The following is a 20,232-nucleotide window of genomic DNA, read 5'->3' on the forward strand; positions in this document are numbered from 1 at the left end:
ACAAGCCCGGCGCACCAGGGAGACTGCGTATAAGCGTGAAGACCATCGCGCAGGGAATGCCGGCGTGTTCCGGCTTTGCCTGTGGTACCTGCCGCCTGCATTTTTGTTAGCAGGCGGGCCATGGGTGAGGCTGTCACCCGGCATTCCCTGCGCCCTCCTGCCTGTCGCGGAGGGCGGACCGCATGCACAACTCGGGCGTTGTCCGCCGCGGGAACGCTGTTCCATGTCTTCGTTCTTTGATTGCTGCTGCAGATGCGAGGCCGTCGCTCGCATCCATCGCGCATACCTTGATCGCGTGACGTCGCGCATATGACAGTTTGGTGACTGATCCAGCGCAAACGCTCTTCATCTACGGCTGCTACCACTCGGCCAAGTCAAACGGCGACATTGGGCCCATGAAGACTGAAATCGTCAAAGAACTCGGACAACCCGACATCCTGCTGCCGCGACTCGTCGCGGAAGGGCTGGCCGCCAACGACCGCATCAAGCTGCGCCTCAGCGCGCTGCAGGCCGCGGTCCAACATGCCCGCCAGCCGCGTGGCGAGGTGCCGGACCTCACGGCCGAGAGCCGCGCCGCCGGGCTTGCGCCTGCCGCGCTCGTCACGCTGATCGGCGGCGCGCATCTCGCGGGCGACGACAAGGTGGTCGCGCCCGGGCTTGCACCGCTGCTCAAGGGAGTCGAGAGCGACATTGTCGCGATGATCAGCGCCGTTGCGGCCGGCGAGCCTTCGGATGGCCAGCAGTTCGACAAGCGCCTGGCGGCGATCCGCAGCGCCGGACATCTCGACGCCACGCCGGAGATCGAGATCGCGCGCATCGGCCGGCTGACCGGCGTCGACAGCGGCGGACCTGACAGCCTGCATCGGCTGGTGATGGATCTGCACAAGGCGCTCAACCGCCTGGCGGCGCGCAATGCGGAGGAGGTCATCGAAGGCGCGCATGTGTTCGGCGTGCGGGACGCCGATCATGCGCCGATCGCAAGCTTCATGCGCGGCTTGAACGAGACGCGGCCACTCAAGTTCAACCATCCGGGGCTCGATGCGACTGCGATTCGCGCCGGCGATCGCCTGGTGATCCAGAACGACATCGGCACCACCGACGCGCATGTCATCGTCATCATCGTCACGTCGAGCGCGGTCACGATCACCTATACCGACGTGCACCTGGCACGCGCGAAATTTTTCGTCTCGCTGTTCGACGGGCATGCGCTGACATGGAGCGGCCTCGACAAGCACTCTGCGGCCGGCCTCGAAGATGACGGCACCTTCTATCTCGTCACCGGCACCTATGAGTATGCGGGGCCCGAAGACCGCGACGAATTGCTCGCCGCGATCGGAGCCTCGCTGGTGTTCCTGATCGACTGGAACAAGGCGCGCAAGCTGCTGCGCAGCTGGGTCGCCAAGACCGACGCGGTGCGCATCCTGGAATGGGGAGCGCGCCAGCGCATCGGCCATCGCGGCTTCCTGGAACTGGGTGGTAACGAACTGCTCGGCGCGGCCGTGCGCAGCGCGGCGCCGACGCGTCTCGGCTTCGGCGAGAGGCTGGATCAGGTCCTGGGACGGGAGGCCGCGATCAGCTTCCTCAAGGCTTGCCTGCAGATCTCGACCGAGGCGCTGCTGGAGGGGCAGTCGTCGCGCCTGGCGCGCGACCGCATCGGTGCCGATCTCGTCCGCCATCTCGACCGCGTCGACAGTGGATTGCTCGCGATGGTGCTGCGGCAGATCGGCTTGGCGCGCGACGTCGCGGCGCTGGTTCAGCAAGCCGTAGCGATGCCCGAGCCCGATCCGGTGGCCATCAAGCAGCTCGCAGAGCGCGCAGCTCGGATCGAGCAGAAGGCCGACCGGATTGCGATCGAAGCGCGTGCCGAGATCACGCGGCTCGATGCGCGGCCGGTGATCGGCGAGCTCGTAGACCGGATCGAGCAGGCGATCGACGAATTGGAGCAGGCCGCGTTCATCGCCTCGCTCACCCAGCGGCCGATGAAGCCCGAGATCGGATCCGCGCTGCAGGCGCTCGCTGCTGTCGGGGTGACGGCGACCGAGCGCGCCGCCGCTGGCCTCGCCGCCGCCGCCGAGGTCCAGGAAGGCCGCCGCGCCGACTCCGAGGATGCGTTGGCCGCCGTGGCGCGGCTGATGGATGCGGAGCATCAGGCGGATGCCAGCGAGCGTGAGATCACGGCGCGCGTGTTCGCCGGCGGCCTCGACGTGACGGCCTCGCTTGCCGCGCTGGAACTGTCGCGCGCGATCGAGCGCGCGACCGATTGCCTGGCAAGCTTTGGCCATCTGCTGCGGCGCTACACCATGAGCGATCTCTCGGCTTAGGGAATGATGTCATGACGATCGTACGAATTGGCGATGGCCGGCGCGCACTGCCTAGTGCCGAAGAGGTCGGAGCAAAGGCGGCGAACCTCGCGCGCATGGCGGCGCTGGATCTGCCGGTGCCGCCGGCCTTCGTGCTCCCGGTGCAGCTCTGCGCCGATGTGGTTGCTGGCAAGAGCCAGGCGACGCGCCAGCTGATCGACGATTTGAAGGAGGGCATTGCGTTCCTCGAACAGGCGACCGGAAAGACGTTCGGCTGTTCGCGCAATCCGCTGCTCGTCTCGGTGAGGTCCGGGGCTGCGCGGTCGATGCCGGGCATGCTGGATACGGTGCTCAATGTCGGCTGCACCTCGCGCGCGGTGCGCGGGCTGGTGCGCGCCACCGGGCGGCCGCGGCTGGCCTGGGACTGCCGGCGGCGGCTGCTCGAGAGCTACGCCGAAACGGTCATCGGCCTCGAACCCGGGCCGCTCGCCGAGCGGCTCAACCAGATGATTGCGGCCGAGGGCGTGGCCAATGAGCGCGAGCTCGACAGCGAGGCGCTCGAGCGGCTGGCTGCCGACGAGCGTCGCCCGCTGGAGGATTTTGACGATGACGGCTGGCTCGAAGATGCCGATGTTCAGCTCGAACGCTCGGCGCGCGCGGTGTATCGCTCCTGGATCAGCGAGCGGGCGCGCACCTATCGCCGACTGGAAGGTCTGGAGCATCTGAAGGGCACGGCCGTCACCGTGCAGGCCATGGTGTTCGGCAATGGCGGCACGTCGTCGGGAGCCGGTGTTGCGTTCTCGCGCGATCCCTCGACCGGCGTGGACGAGCCGGTCATCGACGTGCTGTTCGACTCGCAGGGCGAGGACGTCGTGTCCGGCCGCAGGACTGCGGAGACCGAGGCCGCATTGTCACGGGCGCTGCCGGAGGTCGCGCAGCAATTGCGCGCGACGCTGAAGCGGCTGGAAGGCGCGTTTCGCGATGTGCAGGACATCGAGTTCACCATCGAGGAGGGCCGGCTGTGGATCCTGCAGACGCGGGCCGCCAAGCGCACCCCGCGTGCCGCGCTGCGCATCGCGGTGGATCTGGTGCATGAGGGGCTGATCACTCCGGAGGAGGCGCTCGGACGCATCGAAGGTCTCGCTCTCGACGCGCTCACCGAGACCTCGCTCATTTCGGCCCGCGAGCCCGCGGCGATCGGCGTTGCCGCCTCGGGTGGCGTCGCGACGGGACGCGCAGCGTTCGACAGCGCCTCTGCCGAGCGGCTCGCGGCGACCGGCGATCCGGTCATCCTGATCCGCCACGATACCAGCACCGCCGATGTCGCCGGTTTCGCGGCCGCATCGGGGATCGTCACCGCGGTCGGCGCGCGCACCGCGCATGCGTCGCTGGTGGCACGCCAGATGGGCAAACCCTGTGTCGTCGGATGCGCCGCGATCCGCGTCGATGGCGACGCCCATCAGGCCCGCATCGGCGACACCGTCATTGCCTCCGAGGACTGGATCACCGTCGACGGCAATGCCGGCCAGGTCCATCTCGGCCGCGGCGAAATCGTCGTGCGCCGGCCCGAGGCCGAACTGGCGGAGGTGTCGAAATGGCGAAAGCCGCGGGGCGCAGCCGGTTCACTGCCGGGCGTGCCGGTCTGCCTGAACAGCTAAGGAGGCGATGCTCGAGTTCCGCAGGATGCGCGCGATCAGTTGGTCCGGGTCGTCGCTGGGTAGTCCAGCGGCAGTCCCAACTCGGCGGCGCGCTGCCGGCGGTCATGGCGGCGGAATTCGATTTCCCGCCGCTCGACTTCAATCAGTTCGTCGCGCCACGCCTTCAGGGCGCGATCCCGCTCTTTCATAGGTTTCTGAGCAGGCTCCATGAAGGTTTCTCCATCACCGCAGCGACGTGCGGGATCGACCTCTTGTATGTTACAGAATTATGAATGAAAGGGCAACCAGGGCCGAGGCAAGGCCCAGCGCAGGCGGCCGCAGCTTGTCGGCGCGCTTGCGCTGCGTTTCATGGGGCCAACCTCACCGAATATACCGCGAAGCCTCCCTGCATGATCTCGATCCACGCGCTTTTAACGGATCAGCCAGACGCACGCTTTCCACATCACGTCGCTCCTTGGCTCAGGTTTCGTCGCGATCTCGTCCACCTGGCTAGCACAAGAGGATCGCCCAACTAAGCGACCGCGTTGGTCTCGGCTGAAATGCACCGGGATCCGTACAACTCCGGTGCAGGAGCTGGGAAGCTTAACGAGCGTCAGTTCAGCATCACATCCGTCCAGCGTGCAGCTGAGCTTTTGTTCGTGTCCGATGACCGAGAGCGAGAGAGAAGCCCACGGCGCGCGCAATGTGGCTCTTAGCGGGAGCTGCAGCGTACAACATCGAGTAATTCCGCCGTACCGCTCTGGCTTCAGAAATGTCAGTTTCGTGGCACGCCCGCGTGGATTTCAGTTGGTGAAGCTCGGCTTGATCGGCTTTCACGAAGCGGCGGCAGAAGAGTCGTGATCCGGCAACACTGCGCAAACTCCGCGCCTGCACTCAAAGGGAGCAGGGGAATACGCGATCCCGGTTAGGCGAAGAGCTGTCCCGTTTCTGCCCCCGAGGTCGTCTTGTTTGAAGCGGCCGCCTCTTCGCGGCCTCGCGCGGCGGCCGGACAGAAGGAGCGTCCGATCGTGATAGAGCCCATTGCACCCCACCCATTTGATGAAACGGAGGCACTGGCCTGGCTGCGCTCCCAACCCATGGGCCGCCTGGCGATCAGTGCCGCTGAGCTTGGACGGCGATGGGGTTGGAACAGGATGCGAACCGGTCGTCGTCTGAAAGCTTGGGAACGCGCTGGCCTGATCCGCCGTAACGCTGAATCAATCATTGTGACGGGCAGCGTGACGTCGACCATTGAAGAGGGCTCGGTCTCCGTTACAGAGGTCGCCGCCGTCACAGGGAAATCCCGAGCTGAAGCGTCTGGTCGTTATACGACACCAGTCAACCTCGCATCTTTCATTGTGGCTTTGGCGATGGCGAGCGTTTCGGCGGCCTTCTCCATTGATGGCCTGACAGCAATCTTCGCCGGCGCCTTTTGGCCTGTCATCATGATGGGCGCGGTATTGGAGGCCGGTAAGCTCGTCGCAGCCGCCTGGTTGACCGAGCACTGGAATTCGGCCCCGTTACTCCTGCGGTACGTCCTCGTCCTGATGATCGGAGCCCTGATGGGCCTGAACGCTATAGGCGTATTCGGCTTCCTGACCCGAGCCCATCTTGACCATATGGCCTCCGTAGATCTCGCCCTTGCCGACAGAACCGCAGACGTCGAGGCTCGCCTCGGAATACAGAGCCAGAAGGTTGCGGACATCGACCGGCGTACTGCCCAGATCGACGCTGCCATCGACGAGTCCACACGCCTTGGCCGTCCGGTCGGCGCGATGACAATCGCTGACCAAAAGCGCCACGAACGAGCCAACATTGCCGCTGAACGCAGTCGCGAGTCGGAGTTGCTCGCGAACTTACAGATCGAAAGGGCCAGGATCCAAGCGCTGCGACGGCGCGCCGAGGCTGAAGTGGGACCGATCCGATACCTCGCCGAGTTGATGGGGATACCCGCTACCGACATTGAGCGAGCAGTCCGGCTGCTCACGTTGGCGCTCGTCGCCGTCCTTGATCCGATGGCGGTCACGCTCCTTCTCGCCGCCGGCCTTCACAGGCGTGCGCGTTCGTCATGACCATCGCCGTTTTATCTAGAGCAAGTTCGCCTGCTGGCTTCAATCATGCTCGTTCGTGCAAACCTTTGAGCATGCTGAAGGTGTCAGCCATCCGGACCGGAGCCTCGGGCGGCAGAGATCGAGGCCGTGTGATCCGTGACTTTCAATAGGCGATCGAGATGCGCTTTTTGGCGAGCTCGACAGTGAGGGCCTGTCTGAGCGCCGTGATGTCGTCCACCGGCCTGGCTCGCAGGCGACGGACTTCTTCCGCCGTGAACGGCTTGCTGCGATCGCGCGTGGGCGTGCCCCAGACGCGAAGGACGTAGTTCAGGAGATCCGCGGTCTCGCCATCAGGAAGGGCAGCATTCACAACGCCGGGTACGTTCGCAAGATAGAGGCGGCCCTGTTCACTGCCGGCGAAATGTCCGACGATGCCGGGAAAGGGCGGGATGCGTCCGACGGACGACCCTTCGCCATCGAGACCGTGGCAACCGGAGCAGTGCAGTCGATAGAGATATTCAGTGCTCTCTGCTGCCCGTACGCGTTCGATGGCGCCGATCGTGGTTGCTGCGATCAGGACAAGGGTCAGACATCTCATGGCATCAGGCCGGAACGGATCTGCTTGATTTCGTCATTGCCGACCGGATGGTTGCGGGTGCGAGCGACGTCGGCGGATTTGAGCTGGACCTTGGCACGATTCAAGCGGAACACGTAATTGACCACGGCGGCGGTCGCTTCGTCGTTCAAACCCGGTTGGGACGGCATCGCGCTGGTGATGGTCTCCCCCCCTTCGAGCGGAAGCGTACCGGAAAGCCCGTTGATTACGACCATTGCGGGATAGTCAGGCCGCTTGGTCGCCGCGTTGGAGAGCACAGGCGAGACCAATGGCGGGGCCAGCCCGGGCGAGCCGACGCCGCCGACTTGATGGCAGGCCTGACAGGTCTCGGCGTAGATCTTGGCGCCATCGGCAGCGAGCGCGACGCCGGGCCATGTCAATGCGGCGCAAGCGGCGAAGATTGCGGTTCTCATTTCTTGTCAGCCACGCCGACCAGCACCGAGACCGTGCAGTGATACATGCTCTGGGTGTTGGCCATGCACCAGTTGATGTCGTTGTGAACGCCCATGCGGTAGCCGGGGCGCTCGCCGACATTGCCGTTGCAGAGGCAGCGACCGCATGTGGTCTTGCCGCAGCAATCATTATAGGAGACGAGATAGTCCTTGCCATCGGTGGGATTGTGGCAGGTGCCGACCCAGGTGACCTTCGACGGCTCGGCGCCCGGCGGGCAGGACGAGACGGTGCCGCCGCAGCACGAACACAGGAAGCCATCGAGCGCGCAATAGCGCCAGTAGTCGCAATTGGCTTCGTTCGAATTCGGCTTCGATGCGCCTTCTGCATGAGCCTGCCCCGATCGGTCGAAGGGGAGCACCGGCAGCAAGGCGCCGCCCACTAGCAGTTTGCCAATTCCGCTCAGCGCCGACCGTCGGCCGATGCTCTGCGCCGAGCGCCGGAAGGCTAGTTCCGCGGCCCGGTCGAAGGCCGCCATCAGCCTGTCGATGATGATGTCCGACATCAGCTTCTCCGCATGGGGCCGTGGCTAGTGGGCGGGGTGGGGCGCATCGAGATAGGACTGGATCGAAGCGACGCCGAGATCGCGGGCATTGAACAGGCTCTCGAGCTGCTCGCGGTTGTTGATCAATCCCTTGGCGCGCACCAGCCCGTTGCCGTCGATCAGTGCGGCGTAGGGCAGCCGGCTGACGCGGAACGCCATGCCGAGCTCGCGGGAGAGCACGAAGGGAAATTTGTCCAGCCGCCGCTGCGCGACGAAGGTTCGGTGCGCGGCTACGTCGCCGTCGCCGGCGAGGACCAGGTCCAGCCACGAGCTTTCGGCTGCAGCGACGGAGGAGAGGATCGGCAGCAGCTTCTTGCAGACCGGGCAGGTCGGCGACAGGAAGAATACCAGCTGCGAACGGGGACCAGCGGCACCGACCGCGACGGCGCGACCGTCGAGCGCAGTGAGGTCGAAGCGCTGCACCTTTTCGCCAACCGCGGGGCCGGAGTCGGTCATGAGGGCCCCCATCGGGGAGATCCGTTCGTACAGAATGCCGACCTGGCGCGCCAGCGCGAACACCGCGATGGCCAGTCCGAGCACCAGGATACAGAGCAGGATGAATGCGACGACGAGACCGTCCATGGTCACCTCAGTTGAACGAGCCGGAGTCGAGCCGGCGAATGACCGCCCATGTTCCGATGGTTTTTTCGGCCGTTGCGAGTAGCAGCAGGAGCACGAACACGGCCATTGGCCCGATCAGCATGTCGGACCAGCCCATTGGACGTGGCGACGTCTGCAGCATGATGGCGGCACTGACCGCGACCAGCACCGCATTTCTGGCAACGAGCGTCCAGCTGACGAGCTGGCCCTCGCCGCCGCAGCCGCATTCGATCTCGCTGCGACCTGCGATCAGGACTGCAGCCATGGCGAAGGCGTAAAGGCAGAGCAGCAGGGAGGCGAGGATGGCTCCGATCTGGCTTGCGGCAGGATACATCAGGCACCCAATCGCCGCGATTTCCGCCGCCAGCAGCAACGGCGCGGCGAGGGGAGCCAACGCCTCAGGCAGCAGACGATAGTCGCGCAGATTCGCTACGAAGAGAGCATAGCCTTGAACCTTCTCCAGCACCGCGCGTGCCAGCACGACGATGATGAAGCCGCTTGCCACCAGATGCAGAAGGGGATCGAGCTGCCAATTCATCGGGGAGCCTCGACCAAAGCGGCGGTCTCGCCGAGCTTGATGTCCGCGGAGCGCGAGACCTTTCCAGTCGCGTCGATCGTGAGGCGCTCAATCTTCTGGTCGACCGGATTGATCGCGAACAGCACTGTCGGATCAACGGCCGACAATGTCAGTGATGTCAGGTTGGGAGCGGGCGAGCGCGCCAGAAGACGCTTGTTGCCGATGTCATAGGACCAGATCTCCGCGCTCGGATTCTTGTGTACTCCGTCCTTGTCGTCCGAATGCATCAAGATGTAAGCAATCCGCGCTTTGGCGTCGACCGCAAAAGGCTGATAGCCGCCCGGCGCCCAGCCGGTCGCATCGGGCGGAATGACATCGAGCGTCTCGATGGCTGTAGCGCGCTCGCCCTCCAGCGAGACACGCAGCAGCTTGCCCTTGAAGCTCAGGAAAATGTAGCTGTCCTGGTCGTGCTCGGCGTGGATGAAAAGGGGATCGGCGCTGGCATCGAACAGCTTGCTGCTTGCCTTCCGGTCCGAATTGCGCAGATTTGCCGTGATCGTGTAGGTGCCCACCGTTCCGTCACCGCACAGGGTCGAAAAGCGCAGCGGCGTGGACAGTGCTGGATAAATTCCGAAACATCCCGGAGCCGGAGCCTCGAGCTGACGCTTGCTGTCGGGATCGACGATGCTGACTGAGGTGGCCGGGGTGGCGTTCTGAATGAACAGCAATTTGCCGTCGCTGGAGCGTTGGAACAGGCTGCGATAGCCGAGCGCCTGGGCACGTCGCGTCAGGATCGGAATTTCGTCGATCACCTTCAGCGTCTGGTCGTCGAACACCTGGATGACGTCGGTCCGTTTGCCGCGGGTGAGCCGTTCGTAAAAGGTCGTCGCGACATAGACGCGGTGCTTGTCGGGCGCCGCGACCATCATGCCGGCGAAGCCGGCTTCCAGCATTCCTTTGAGGCTGAGGTCAGAGGCATCGAGCACGTAGACGCGTCCATCGACCATGTGGGGAAGCGCGGGGTCGGCCACATAGACGCGGTTCATGGTCGCGGGAATCGTGCTGTTCGATGTCGCCTCCGGCTTGAATTCGGCCGCGGCGCCCGGGCGGAGCATCAGCGCGAGCCCGAGCAGGGATATGAATGAAGACGACCTCATCTCAATCTCTCCGCCGCCGGGCCCCCAGCATGCCTACCCTGTATCCTTTGCAGCAGCCAAGGCTGCGACGTGCTCCGGGAGCAAAGCATACGATAGGACGCTCCGGCTCCGTAATGATGCATATGCATCACGATCAACGCCAGAGCTTTTCGTCGCCCACGAATTCGCTACCGGGCAGGGGACCGGGACGTAGGAAGGCGGTCAGCACGTTGCGCATGACGGTCGCGACGTTGTTGTCGCCCCGGCTGACCGGCAGCGCCTGGCTCCAGGCGATGGAGCCGATCGACAGGCAGGCGCCGTGGGCTGCTGTCGTGAAATAGGTCATGTCGGCCCGGACCAGGGGATCCTGGGTGCCGCCGCGGCCGGGGAACGCATAGGTGATCTCCTCGGACACCAGCGGGTAATTGTCGGAATGCCCGTGCGACGAGGCGACCAGCAGTGTGTGCGGTGGCGTGCCCAGCGCCAGATCATAGCGGTCGATTTCGATTCCCGCCGCCCCGCCGAGCCCCAGCCCGAAATTGCCGATCTCTTCCCGGTCGCCGATGCCTTCGAACATCCAGGCTATCAGGCGGTGAAAGGAATCCGGCATGCGCTCGAACGGCTGGCTTTCGTCCATGCCCTCGGAGGTGAAGCCGACACCGACCAGCTTTTGCGGAGCCCGGCCGCGGGAGCGCCACAGGCCCGACCGCTCGCCGGTGCTGACGAGATAGGCTTCTCCGGGATCGGCCTGCCAGGCGCGCGAGCCGTTGTCGAGCTTGCGCACTTCCATGCAATGCGGCTCGTCCTCGCGCAGCCCCGACACCCAGTAGTAGCCGTTGCCGCCGGCATAGATCAGGCGGCCGCCCGTGCGCAGATAATCCTCGGTGCCGTCCATCATCCGCTCGGAATAATATTCGGGATGGGTGCAGTTGATGACGGCGCGATAGGGGCGCAGCGCGGCGGCACCTTCGGCATGCAGATCGTGGTCGGTGAGGATCTCGAAATCATAGCCGGCATGTTGCAGCCACCACAGCAGCGACAGATCGGCGGGAAGCCCCCAGGTGACGCCAGTCGCGGCATTGCGATGCCTCGGCCGCATGTTGATGATCGGCCGGCGCCAGGACGAGTAGCAGCATCCCGATCCGTCCGAATGGTGATCGTAGGTCGACAAGCCGAATTCCTGGAGCTTGTAGAAGTCGATATCGGCCTCGCTGAAGATCGGCGTGTGGGCGGTGATCGCCTGGGCGATCGGCGCATCGAAGCCGAGCCGCTCGTTGGCGTAGGCGAGATAGGTGAATGTCGACATCAGGACCGCCAGCGGCGCGCGCGGCGTCGCTGCCCGGACGAAGAACGGAATATGGTCTTCACTCTCGCCAGCCCGCAGTCGCAGCGCGTAGACGCCGCTCTTGAGATCATTCGGAATCCGCAGCGTCACGGTCGGCGACCAGCGGCAGTCGGTCAGCGCATCATCGCGGAAAGCGATGCCACCGTATTGTCTGGGGTCGAGGCGAAAGCTGTCCTCCCGTCCAGCCCAGTTCCAGCCCGTCATGCCGCGCACTGGCCGGTTGACGCCGTGCGCATGCAGGCCGTGTGGTCCAACATCGGTGATGATATCGCCGATGCCCCTGTCGGTGTACCCGGCGCTGGTGTCCCAATGAGCGATGATCGCGTCGGCGGGCGGCAGCTCGCCTTGCGCCAGGGCGGCGATCGCCTCCGGTGGCAAGGCCTTGTTGAGGATCCCGGGGCGGTCAATCTTGCCAGAATAGAGCATCCCAACGAAGCGGCCGCGGCGATCGTTCTCCTCGCTCGCGCCCGCCCATAGAAACGGGACCGACTCGTCGGGCGCCTGGGGCATCACGCGGAAGGTCTCGGCGACGCGGGAATCGTAGTCGATCGGCACCACGAGGCCGAGCAGGGAGTTGTAGCGGTTGACGGCGCCGATCTGGTAGAGCCGGGCCTCCCGAGTGGCGGCATTGAACGTCGCCGCCACGAAGTACCAGGCACGGGGACGCAGCGGCACCTCTGCGGCCACATGGTCGATCACTTCGCCATTGCCGACCCAGAACTCGAGCCGGCCCTCGGTGTTGATGCCGATGCCGTAACCCTTGCCGGACATGATGTCCCACTTCGACAGGATGGCCTGGCGGCTGCCGCCCGGCCGGGTCGGAAAGATGAAGCCATAGACGGTGAAATCTTGAGTGGGAATGAGGCGGCGGGAGACGTCCTCGACGACGGCGTGGGCGCCGATCTGGGTGAACTGGCGCTGGACGCTCAGGGTGGCGGGAATGTCGCAATCGACCTCCTCTTCGAGGAAGCCGGGGCCGTCCGGGTGTTCGTCGCCGTGAACGAGACGAACCAGGCGGGCGTCAACGGTGTCGGTCCCTTCGGCCGAGATCATGAAGGACAGGGTCTCGCCCTGCTTGACTGTCCAGGGGTCGCAATAGCCGTAGAGCTTCTTCTCTGCCATGGCGTCGGTCTCAGCTCGCAAGCAGGTCGTTGATGCGGAGCAGGAACACCGCGTGATAGGCCTCGTCGAGGGTCGGATAGAGCTTGTCGTCGACGAGGCGGGGCGGATGGCCGGCGCGCCCGGACAAGGCCATCACGCGATAGCTGCAGGAACGCAGCGGGCCGACCCTGAGGATGGCGTATTTGTCCGGCATCTCCTCGCGGCGGAAATAGTTCAGCAGACGATCGAGCGCGTCGGAGTGCTGGCCGAGCGGTTTGGCGCGGTGTTCCGCGATCAGGTCCGGCGTGATCGACGACTTCAGCGCATCGCGCAGGCGCTTGTCGAACAGGCGCCGGTAGATCAACTGCTTGTCGGCAATCTCGGTGGCTTCCTCGGGCATGACCTCGCCCCCTTTCTCCGTCCGCGCGGCGCGCCGCTCGCTCTTCTTGCGATTCCTGAAGGCCTGGAATTGGGCCTTGATGCCGGTCAGTCCCTCGCGCGCCGTCAGCGCGACGATGATCATGACGGCGGTGACGATGATAATGCGCAGGGGCCCGAGGCCGATCAGGCCCTTGTCGATCAGCACCACGATCGCGGTGCCGAGCACGGCGCCCTCGGAGCGGCCGAGGCCGCCGATCACGATCATCGCGAACAGCAGCAGGAGCTGATCGAGCGAGAACACCGCCAGCGAGATCGAGCGGTAAAACATCGCATAGAAGGCACCGATGGCGCCAAGCGCGCTCGAGGCGAGCACGAAGACGAGCCAGCGCGCGCGGCGGTAGTCGATACCGACGGCCTCGGCGAAGGCTTCGTCCTCGCGCGCGGTCTGCAGCAGCAGGCCAAGCCGCTCGGTGTTGACAAGGCGAAACACCAGGAGCGCACAGAGCAGAAGGACGAACGCGCCGGCGAAGCCCAGGAGTAATCCGGGTCGCTGCAGATGCCAGGCAGAGGGAATGAAGGAGTCGACCCCGTTGATGCTGCTGTTCGACGGTGCAAGGGCTTTGATCTGCGAAATCGAGACCCGGCAGATCTCGGCGATCCCGAGCGTCAGCAGCGCGTAATAGAGGCCGTCGAGCCGCGTCGAGGGCAGGGCGAGCAGCAGCCCGAAGATCAAGCCCACGGCAGCTCCGATCGGCATCATCAACGGCCAGGGCAGGCCGAGATAAACGTTGGCCGCGGCGGCGGCATAGGCGCTCAGGCCGACGACCGCCATGGTCGCGAGCGAGAAGATGCCGGCCGCCCCCACGATCAACGTCCAGATCACGTTGATGGCGGCGAAGATGCAGAAGATCGCAGCGATGTTGACGAACTGATCGGATAGGAAAGGAACGGCGATCAGCAGGCCGCCGAGCCCCAACGTCCACCACAGCGGCCGTTTGTCGACGAGCCGCCGCTCGCGGCGCAGCGATCTCGGATTGTAGCGTCCGCGCCAAGCCAGCCAGTGCCGCCGGCTGAACGGCGGCCGCCAGCGATGCCATAGCTGGTCGCCATCCGGCTTCAGCGTGACCTCGTCCGGCCTGCGGCCGACCTTGACGTACGAGGCTGCAGGTTTGTCCGTCTTCATCATTCCCGCGTCTCGTCCAGCAGGCCGCCGAGACCCCGGGGGCGAATGAGAAGAACCAGAACGATGAAGGCGAACTGCACCACCAGAACGTAGCGCTGGCCGAGAAAGGGAATGATCCCGGTGATGGCCTCGAGAAAGCCGACCAGGATCGCGCCGAGCACGGCGCCGGGGACCGAGCCGAGACCGCCGAGGAGGGCAATGGTCAGCCCCTTGATCAGCGGCGTCGTGCCGGCACTCGGGTTCACGAAGATGCTCTGCGACAGCAGCACGGCGGCAAGGCCCGCGAGCGATCCGGTCAACATCATGACCGGAAGCGCCGTCCAGCGGGTGGATATGCCGCACAAGGCCGCGCCCTCGGAGTTCTGCATCACGGCACGAATTTCCAGGCCCCTGCGGCTGATCCGCAGCCACAACAGCACCAGGGCGAGGAGCACGATCGTCGTCACGATGGTGATGGCTTGATCCAGGCGCATCGACGTGCCGAGCAGGTTGAAGCGGCCGACGCCGAAGATGCGCGGCAGCGCCTTCTGCTGCGGCCCGAACGCGAACAACAAGGCCTGAACGGCCGCAAGATTGATGGCCAGCGTGACGATGAGGCTGCGAACCGCGAAGTTCGGCTTGTCGTGAATCGGCAGGAACGCCACGAGATAGACGAAGATGCCGAACAGCGCGCCTGCGATCATCCCCGCCATCACGGTGAGGACCGCAAGCAGAACCATTCCGTCAACGCCCGTGCTCCAGCTTCGAATGGCCGGTGCGATCGCGTCGGCCGCGAAATAGGCGGCGTAGCCGGCCACTGCGAAGGTCGCGCCATAGGCCATGTTGACCATGCCGATGCTCGACCAGACCAGCGAGATGCCGATCGCCATCAGCGCATAGATGGCGGCGAGATAGAGCGCATAAATGACGAGGGTGGCGTCCATCACGCGAGCCCCACATGTCCGACCTCGCCGCGCAGGCGGCCGGCGTGCATTCCCATCATGCGGCTCACGGCGCCGGAGAGCAGCGCGACGTTCTGCTCGGTGATGACCATGGCCTTGCCCTCGAGCGGGATGTTCACGAGCGCCTCGATCACCCGCTTGGAGACCTTCGGTGCAAGGCCGAGGGTCGGCTCGTCGATCAGGTAGAGCTTGGCGTCGGACATCAGCGCACGTCCGATCGAGACCATCCGGCGTTCGCCGCCGGAGAGCTTGCCGACCAGGGCACCTTGCAACTCATCCAATTGTGGAAACAACTGATAGACGCGTTGCCGGCGGCGGGCGCGATCTCGCCAGGCCGTCTTGGCGTGAGCCCCGCAATCCAGATGCTCCCGCACCGTCAGCCCCGGAAAGATCGCATCGCCCTGCGGCGTCATCGCAATGCCGAGCCTGACGATCCCTGGCGTAAAGCGGCCCTCACCGAGCGAGCGGGTGCCACCGATCTCCTTGCCGTCGAACAGGATCGATCCGCGCTGCCAGCCGACGAGTTGCATGATGGCGCGGAACAGCGTGGTCTTGCCATGGCCATTCAGGCCGACGATCGCGAGCCGCTCGCCCGGCGCAATCGCGAAATCGATGTCGTGAAGCACGCGCAGCGGCCCGTAGCCGGCGGACAGGCCGCGAACGGTGAGGAGCGCACTGCTCATGCGGCGCCTCCGAAATACGCCGCCTGGACCCGATCGTCGCGAAAGACGTCTTCGGGCACGCCCTCCGCGATCATGGCGCCAAGATCCAGCACGTAGACCCGGTCGGCGATGGCTCCGAGCAATTCGAGCCGATGCTCGATGAGGATGATGGCGAGATGATATTCGTCGGCGAACTTGCGCAGCAGCAGATCGAGCTCGGCGATCTCGGTGTTGATCAGCCCGGAGGCCGGCTCGTCCATCAACAACACACGTGGCCGGCGCATCATGAGGCAGGCCAGCAGGAGCTTGCGCCGATCGAACGTATCGAGCGAGCCGGCCGGCCGGTCCCAGCTGGCTTCCAGCCGCACGAGGCGCGCGGCCCATTCGGCGTCATGCGCCGACATCATCGGCGCATAGGCCTTGCGAGCGGCGCGCAAGGTCTGGCCGATGGTCAGTGCATTGGGAACGACGGGGCTCTGATAGGTGCGGGCGACGCCGAGCCGGGCCCGGCGAAAGATGTCGAGGCGATCGAGCCGCAGCTCGTCGAGAAAGACCGATCCGTGTTGCGGATGGTAGCGCCCGGACAGGACCTCGAACAGGGATGTCTTGCCCGCGCCGTTCGGGCCGATCAGGCCGAGCACCTCGCCGCGCTTCACGTGGAGGGACACGTCGCTCAAGATCCGCCGGCCTCCCAGCGACAGCATGACGCCCTCGCATCCGAAGCACGCGCCAGCTGGCAGCATGGTCGGTGATCCGCGTGCGTTGCGTTCAGAACCAGGGAGCAGGCTTGATCTTGACCTCCGCCAGTTCGGCCGGCGCGATGATCTTATGCTGACCGTCCTGCACCTGCAGCAGCAGATGGCTGATACCCGCCTTCACATCCTCTGTCTGCCAGGGATGACAGGGCGGCGCCTGTTCAGCGTTGTCGAACGTATAGGTGCCGCAGACGCCCTCGTAACGGAGCTTGCGGATCGCCGAGCCGACCGTGTCGAAATTCGACGGATCGGTCTTCTCCCACACGGTCGCGAGCAATTTGACGGTGTCGTAGCCGCTGCCCGTATAGACGATGCCCATATTGTCGCCGTAGCGCTTGATGTACTTGCTGCGGAAATCCTTGCCCTTGCCGTCGGCATGGGTGCCGATCACGGTCCCCCAGATCATGCCTTCGGCGCTGCCGGCGGCGAGCTTGAGAAACTCCGGCTGGCTCGGGCCGTATTGCAGATAGACCAGCGAGCCCTTCACCGGATCGGCCGCGAACTGCTGGGCGAAGGCTGCGAGCTCCGCCGCGACCCAATGGTCGATGAACATGACGCCCGCATCGGAATCGTGCAGCGCACGTAGTACCGGCGACCAGTCCTGAACCGGGAACTGGATGTCGGTGACGGGACCCAGCACCCATTCGCCGCCGGATTCGGCGATGGCTTTTTGCACCGACTTGGAGATCACCTGGGTGTAGGAGATCTGCTCCTGCACGATATGGATCTTTTTGTTCTTCGGCTTCCATCCAGCGGCCGTGAGCTGTTTCAGATAGCGCACGAAGCCGTAGCCGTACCAGGTCTCGGCGGGATCGATCTGGAAGATATTCTTGTATTTAGCGGGACTTGACTTCACGAGCTCGAGCGAGGCGATCGAGGTGTTGCCGTGCAGATAGGGGGTCCCAGACGCCGCGGCGGCATCCATCGCTGGCTGCGGAATGAGCACGAAGGCGGAGGCGATGGCGTGGACGCGCTTGCCCGTCAGGGTCTGCATCGCCGACACCGTGCCTTCCGGTGTCATGATGTCGATGTCGGTGACTTCCGCGCGCAGCTTGCGCCCGGCGACACCGCCGGCTGCATTGATCTCATCGATCGCCAGCGTGACCCCGTTGAGCCAGTCCTTTTGGTCGCCGACCCCGACGGGGGATGATTGGGCGGTAGGCACCCCGATCAAAATATCATCCGCGGCCGCGGCACGGCCGGCCAGCGATCCGGTCAGAGCGGATGCTGCCATTCCTCCAAGCAGTGTTCTGCGTGCGATCTGCATGTGCGGTGTCCTGTCCTGACCTGCGTTCGATCATCAGCGATCGTCACGGTACGGCGACGGAAGGGACCCCGGTATGATGCAGATGCATTAGGGCAGGGCGAATGGCTCGCGGTTCAGCCGGCGGCCGCGGAATGGATCAGTTTGAGCAGCGCGGCCTTGTTGCGGGCGCCGAGCTTGGTCAGCACCGCCTGGGTATGATTGCGCACCGTTGCCGGCGAGATGCCGAGATGTCGGGCGATTTCCTTATGCGTCAGGCCATCGGCGATATGGGCGACGATCTGCCGCTCGCGCAATGTGAGATTGTCACAAGGGTCCTTGCCGAGCAGGCGGACATAATAGAGGTGCGGGTCCGCCAGCTGAGATGCGAGCTGGATTTCGAAGCGGACTTTCTCGATCGACACGATCTGCCGCGACGAATGCCGCGGCGGCCGGGCCGGCAGACGGTCTCCCTTCCAGCCAGGCCAGACATCGCGCAGGGCGCGAAGCGTTTCCGGTGAAGCGGCCAGCACACGGCCGCTCTCATTGACCAGAAGATGCTTCCCGTCTGGCCCACCCAGCGCCTTGCGCTCGACGGCCAATTCCACATGGTCCAGTGCCGCGCGCAAAAATCTGAGTTCGTCCTCGGCGAGTGGCCGTGCTGAGCGGCCGCTCCGGTAGCAGGACATAAACAGCATCACGGGCAGTCGCTTGTTGTCGACCACGATGGTCGAAAACTTGTCGATGTTGTACCGGTCGGACAGCGCCACCATGCCTGGGGTATGCCGCGTCCCCTGGCGGCTGTAGGTCGGGTATGCGCAACCGGTCTCGATGAAGTCACGGGCAAGCAGATCTTCGTGCTTGATGTCGGACCAGAATTTCACGAAGTCGGGCGGCAGGTTGCGCGAGACCGAGCCGCAGATCTCGATGGCGTCGTAACTGAGGTCGGCCCAGCCCCCCCAATTGGCGTCGCACGCCGTTGTGGCACCGAGGCTGTCGATGCTCCAATGCAGGAGATCGACGGGATCAAGCACCTGACTGCGCTCGTACAGCTCGAGAACGAACGCGCTGAATGTCCTAAGATCGGCTCGAGCTTCCATATCGGGGTCTCAGACCGGACGGGTGATCTCGCGAGGATCATGCAAATGCCATGCAAATTGAACCAGCCTTTTTGCGGGCTGCCAAGGCCTCTGATGCGGGCCGGCGCTAAAAACCGATGCTGCATGAGCTAACACTAGACAGTGTGATGTCAGAGCAGCTCAAGAGCACACCGGATGAACCGTTACGCCCAGGAAATCGCCAGATCTATCTCGCGCAGCTTTCAAGCTGGACTTATTTGCTTTGGGAAAGACCGGTCATGGCCCAATGACCGTCGGCATCGGGGCTGCCGCTCGGCCTCGTGGCCTTAAGCTGCTCTGCACTTACTGGCGCTACTCTACGGCCGGATGAAGATCGAAGCCGACGTGTCGGCAGTGACGGCAAACATGGCAGGCCCTGCTTCAAAGCCCGCGCGGCCGCCTCGTGTCCACGGCGAAAGGCAGTCATCTTCGAAAGCCCTGAGGCTCTGGGCGCTCGATCAGCGCGCAAAGACTCTCTTCCCGGACGGTTGAGGACGAATTGGTCCACGGCGCATAACAAATACCGGTTGTCACCAATTAGATCCGCAGCAGGCTGCGCAGCGCCGGTCGCCATTCGCCGGTCATCGTGTATTCTAGGCCAAGCCGCGCGCCGCAGCTGATCGCGAGCATCGTCAGTGGTGCGGACAGCGCCAACGTCGAGAATGCAGACAGGCCCTGGCCGATGGTGCAGCCCATCGACATGATGCCGCCGGTGCCCATCAGGAGCGCGCCGGTCATGTGGCGCTTCAGCTCGCGGGCGTCGTCGCAGGCTTCCCAGCGGAAGACGCGCGAGAACATGGCCGCCACGAACGATCCCAGAATGACGCCGGCGACCGAGCCGATCGCGAAGTCGGCGTGGCTGCCCGAGAGCGTGGCGATGTAGAGCACGGTGTTGCCGAGCGGAGCGACGAAGGTGAGCGAGGCCACCCGCTCGGGGTCGAAATCATCATGGCCGAGCCAGCCGGTTGCAAACCAGCCGAAGGCGACCGCGCCGCCAACGGCGAGGCCCGACAACAGCAGGCGGGGCGACCTGACCAGCTGGCCATCAGCCAGCGCCCAGGCCGCGAGCGCCACGGCAGCGACCGAGACAATGACAGGCCGCGCGTAGGAGCCGATGGCCGCGGATAGCAGCGTGTCCATGCCCTGGTTCATCGTCTCCGGCAGATGCACCGACAGCGGCTCGATCAAACCGACGCGCACGAATCCGGTGAGACCACGCATCGCCGCCAGCGCCGAGACGCCGAGCACGAGAAAGACGACGATCGCGCGCAGATCACCGCCGCCGATGCGCACCAGAGTCCCGAAGCCGCAGGTGCCGACCAGCGCCATGCCGATCCCGAACAGCAAACCGCCGAGAATGGCACCGCCGAGCGGAATCGAGGAGGTCAGGTAGATCGAACGGGAGAGATCCACGAGGCCGAAGCTGGCAAGCAGCTGGGTCGCGACCAGCGCCGAGGCCGCTGCCAGGGCGAAGGATTTGAGCCGCCGCGTATCGGCGCCGAAGAATGCGTCCTCGAGCATCGCGAGGGTACAAAAACGACCCGCACGGCCGGCGACTCCGAGCACGGCGCCCGCCAGCAGCCCGCATAGGAACGTCATTGCTGACGGACTGAGCATTCCTCCCGATGTCCTTGTTCGTGTCCGGGCGATTG

General features: G+C 64.8%; 18 protein-coding genes. 3 read left to right on the forward strand and 15 right to left on the reverse strand.

All coding sequences use genetic code 11. The features are described from left to right. Nucleotides 1–395: 395 nt before the first annotated feature. A complete protein-coding gene (locus ACQR0Z_RS21500) occupies nt 396–2,321 on the forward strand; it encodes a hypothetical protein (protein ID WP_434919942.1) in 1,926 nt (641 codons plus the stop codon). Between the two features lie 11 nt (nt 2,322–2,332). Beyond that, on the forward strand, nt 2,333–3,958 hold the full coding sequence (locus ACQR0Z_RS21505) for a PEP/pyruvate-binding domain-containing protein (protein ID WP_434919943.1): 1,626 nt from the start codon (nt 2,333–2,335) through the stop codon (nt 3,956–3,958). A 35-nt stretch (nt 3,959–3,993) separates the two neighbouring features. Here ACQR0Z_RS21505 and ACQR0Z_RS21510 read toward each other — a convergent pair whose 3' ends face one another. Next, nucleotides 3,994–4,167, reverse strand: a complete 174-nt coding sequence (locus ACQR0Z_RS21510; protein WP_434919944.1) for a hypothetical protein — start codon at nt 4,165–4,167, stop codon at nt 3,994–3,996. Nucleotides 4,168–4,902: 735 nt separating this feature from the next. On the opposite strand from ACQR0Z_RS21510, the gene ACQR0Z_RS21515 reads away from it, so the two are divergent. Continuing rightward, nucleotides 4,903–6,009, forward strand: a complete 1,107-nt coding sequence (locus ACQR0Z_RS21515) for a hypothetical protein (RefSeq protein ID WP_434919945.1) — start codon at nt 4,903–4,905, stop codon at nt 6,007–6,009. Between the two features lie 142 nt (nt 6,010–6,151). On the opposite strand, the gene ACQR0Z_RS21520 is transcribed toward ACQR0Z_RS21515, so the two are convergent. The 14 genes from ACQR0Z_RS21520 to ACQR0Z_RS21585 form a co-directional block, all read right to left on the reverse strand. After that, nucleotides 6,152–6,586 (reverse strand): hypothetical protein, encoded by a 435-nt coding sequence (locus ACQR0Z_RS21520; protein ID WP_434919946.1) that lies wholly within the window; start codon nt 6,584–6,586, stop codon nt 6,152–6,154. Further along, nucleotides 6,583–6,984: a c-type cytochrome gene (locus ACQR0Z_RS21525; protein ID WP_434919947.1), complete on the reverse strand. Its 402-nt coding sequence runs from the start codon at nt 6,982–6,984 to the stop codon at nt 6,583–6,585. The genes ACQR0Z_RS21520 and ACQR0Z_RS21525 overlap by 4 nt, the downstream gene beginning before the upstream one ends. 29 nt (nt 6,985–7,013) lie before the next feature. Further along, nucleotides 7,014–7,559, reverse strand: a complete 546-nt coding sequence (locus ACQR0Z_RS21530) for a methylamine dehydrogenase light chain (RefSeq protein ID WP_434919948.1) — start codon at nt 7,557–7,559, stop codon at nt 7,014–7,016. A gap of 24 nt (nt 7,560–7,583) precedes the next feature. Beyond that, nucleotides 7,584–8,180, reverse strand: coding sequence for a methylamine dehydrogenase accessory protein MauD (gene mauD, locus ACQR0Z_RS21535; protein ID WP_172109427.1), 597 nt, complete (start codon nt 8,178–8,180; stop codon nt 7,584–7,586). A gap of 7 nt (nt 8,181–8,187) precedes the next feature. Further along, nucleotides 8,188–8,736, reverse strand: coding sequence for a MauE/DoxX family redox-associated membrane protein (locus ACQR0Z_RS21540; protein WP_172132029.1), 549 nt, complete (start codon nt 8,734–8,736; stop codon nt 8,188–8,190). Next, entirely contained in the window at nt 8,733–9,872 is a 1,140-nt protein-coding gene (locus tag ACQR0Z_RS21545) for an amine dehydrogenase large subunit (protein ID WP_434919949.1), read from the reverse strand. The genes ACQR0Z_RS21540 and ACQR0Z_RS21545 overlap by 4 nt, the downstream gene beginning before the upstream one ends. A 133-nt stretch (nt 9,873–10,005) precedes the next feature. After that, nucleotides 10,006–12,318, reverse strand: coding sequence for a N,N-dimethylformamidase beta subunit family domain-containing protein (locus tag ACQR0Z_RS21550; protein ID WP_434919950.1), 2,313 nt, complete (start codon nt 12,316–12,318; stop codon nt 10,006–10,008). A 10-nt stretch (nt 12,319–12,328) separates the two neighbouring features. Continuing rightward, on the reverse strand, nt 12,329–13,864 hold the full coding sequence (locus ACQR0Z_RS21555) for a branched-chain amino acid ABC transporter permease (RefSeq protein WP_434878193.1): 1,536 nt from the start codon (nt 13,862–13,864) through the stop codon (nt 12,329–12,331). Beyond that, nucleotides 13,861–14,784, reverse strand: coding sequence for a branched-chain amino acid ABC transporter permease (locus ACQR0Z_RS21560; protein ID WP_434878194.1), 924 nt, complete (start codon nt 14,782–14,784; stop codon nt 13,861–13,863). The genes ACQR0Z_RS21555 and ACQR0Z_RS21560 overlap by 4 nt, the downstream gene beginning before the upstream one ends. Continuing rightward, the gene (locus tag ACQR0Z_RS21565; RefSeq protein WP_434878195.1) at nt 14,784–15,485 is read right to left on the reverse strand and encodes an ABC transporter ATP-binding protein; all 702 of its coding nucleotides are present in this window, start codon (nt 15,483–15,485) and stop codon (nt 14,784–14,786) included. The genes ACQR0Z_RS21560 and ACQR0Z_RS21565 overlap by 1 nt, the downstream gene beginning before the upstream one ends. After that, on the reverse strand, nt 15,482–16,132 hold the full coding sequence (locus ACQR0Z_RS21570) for an ABC transporter ATP-binding protein (RefSeq protein WP_434920206.1): 651 nt from the start codon (nt 16,130–16,132) through the stop codon (nt 15,482–15,484). The genes ACQR0Z_RS21565 and ACQR0Z_RS21570 overlap by 4 nt, the downstream gene beginning before the upstream one ends. 100 nt (nt 16,133–16,232) lie before the next feature. Beyond that, nucleotides 16,233–17,453 (reverse strand): ABC transporter substrate-binding protein, encoded by a 1,221-nt coding sequence (locus ACQR0Z_RS21575; RefSeq protein ID WP_434919951.1) that lies wholly within the window; start codon nt 17,451–17,453, stop codon nt 16,233–16,235. A 146-nt stretch (nt 17,454–17,599) separates the two neighbouring features. Then, complete coding sequence (locus tag ACQR0Z_RS21580; protein ID WP_434878197.1) at nt 17,600–18,562, reverse strand: response regulator transcription factor; 963 nt, start codon at nt 18,560–18,562, stop codon at nt 17,600–17,602. 555 nt (nt 18,563–19,117) lie between these two features. Next, nucleotides 19,118–20,197, reverse strand: coding sequence for a YeeE/YedE family protein (locus ACQR0Z_RS21585; protein ID WP_434919952.1), 1,080 nt, complete (start codon nt 20,195–20,197; stop codon nt 19,118–19,120). Between the last annotated feature and the right edge of the window lie 35 nt (nt 20,198–20,232).

Source organism: Bradyrhizobium sp. HKCCYLS3077 (assembly GCF_051167555.1).
In the GTDB taxonomy this organism is placed as follows: Bacteria; Pseudomonadota; Alphaproteobacteria; order Rhizobiales; family Xanthobacteraceae; genus Bradyrhizobium.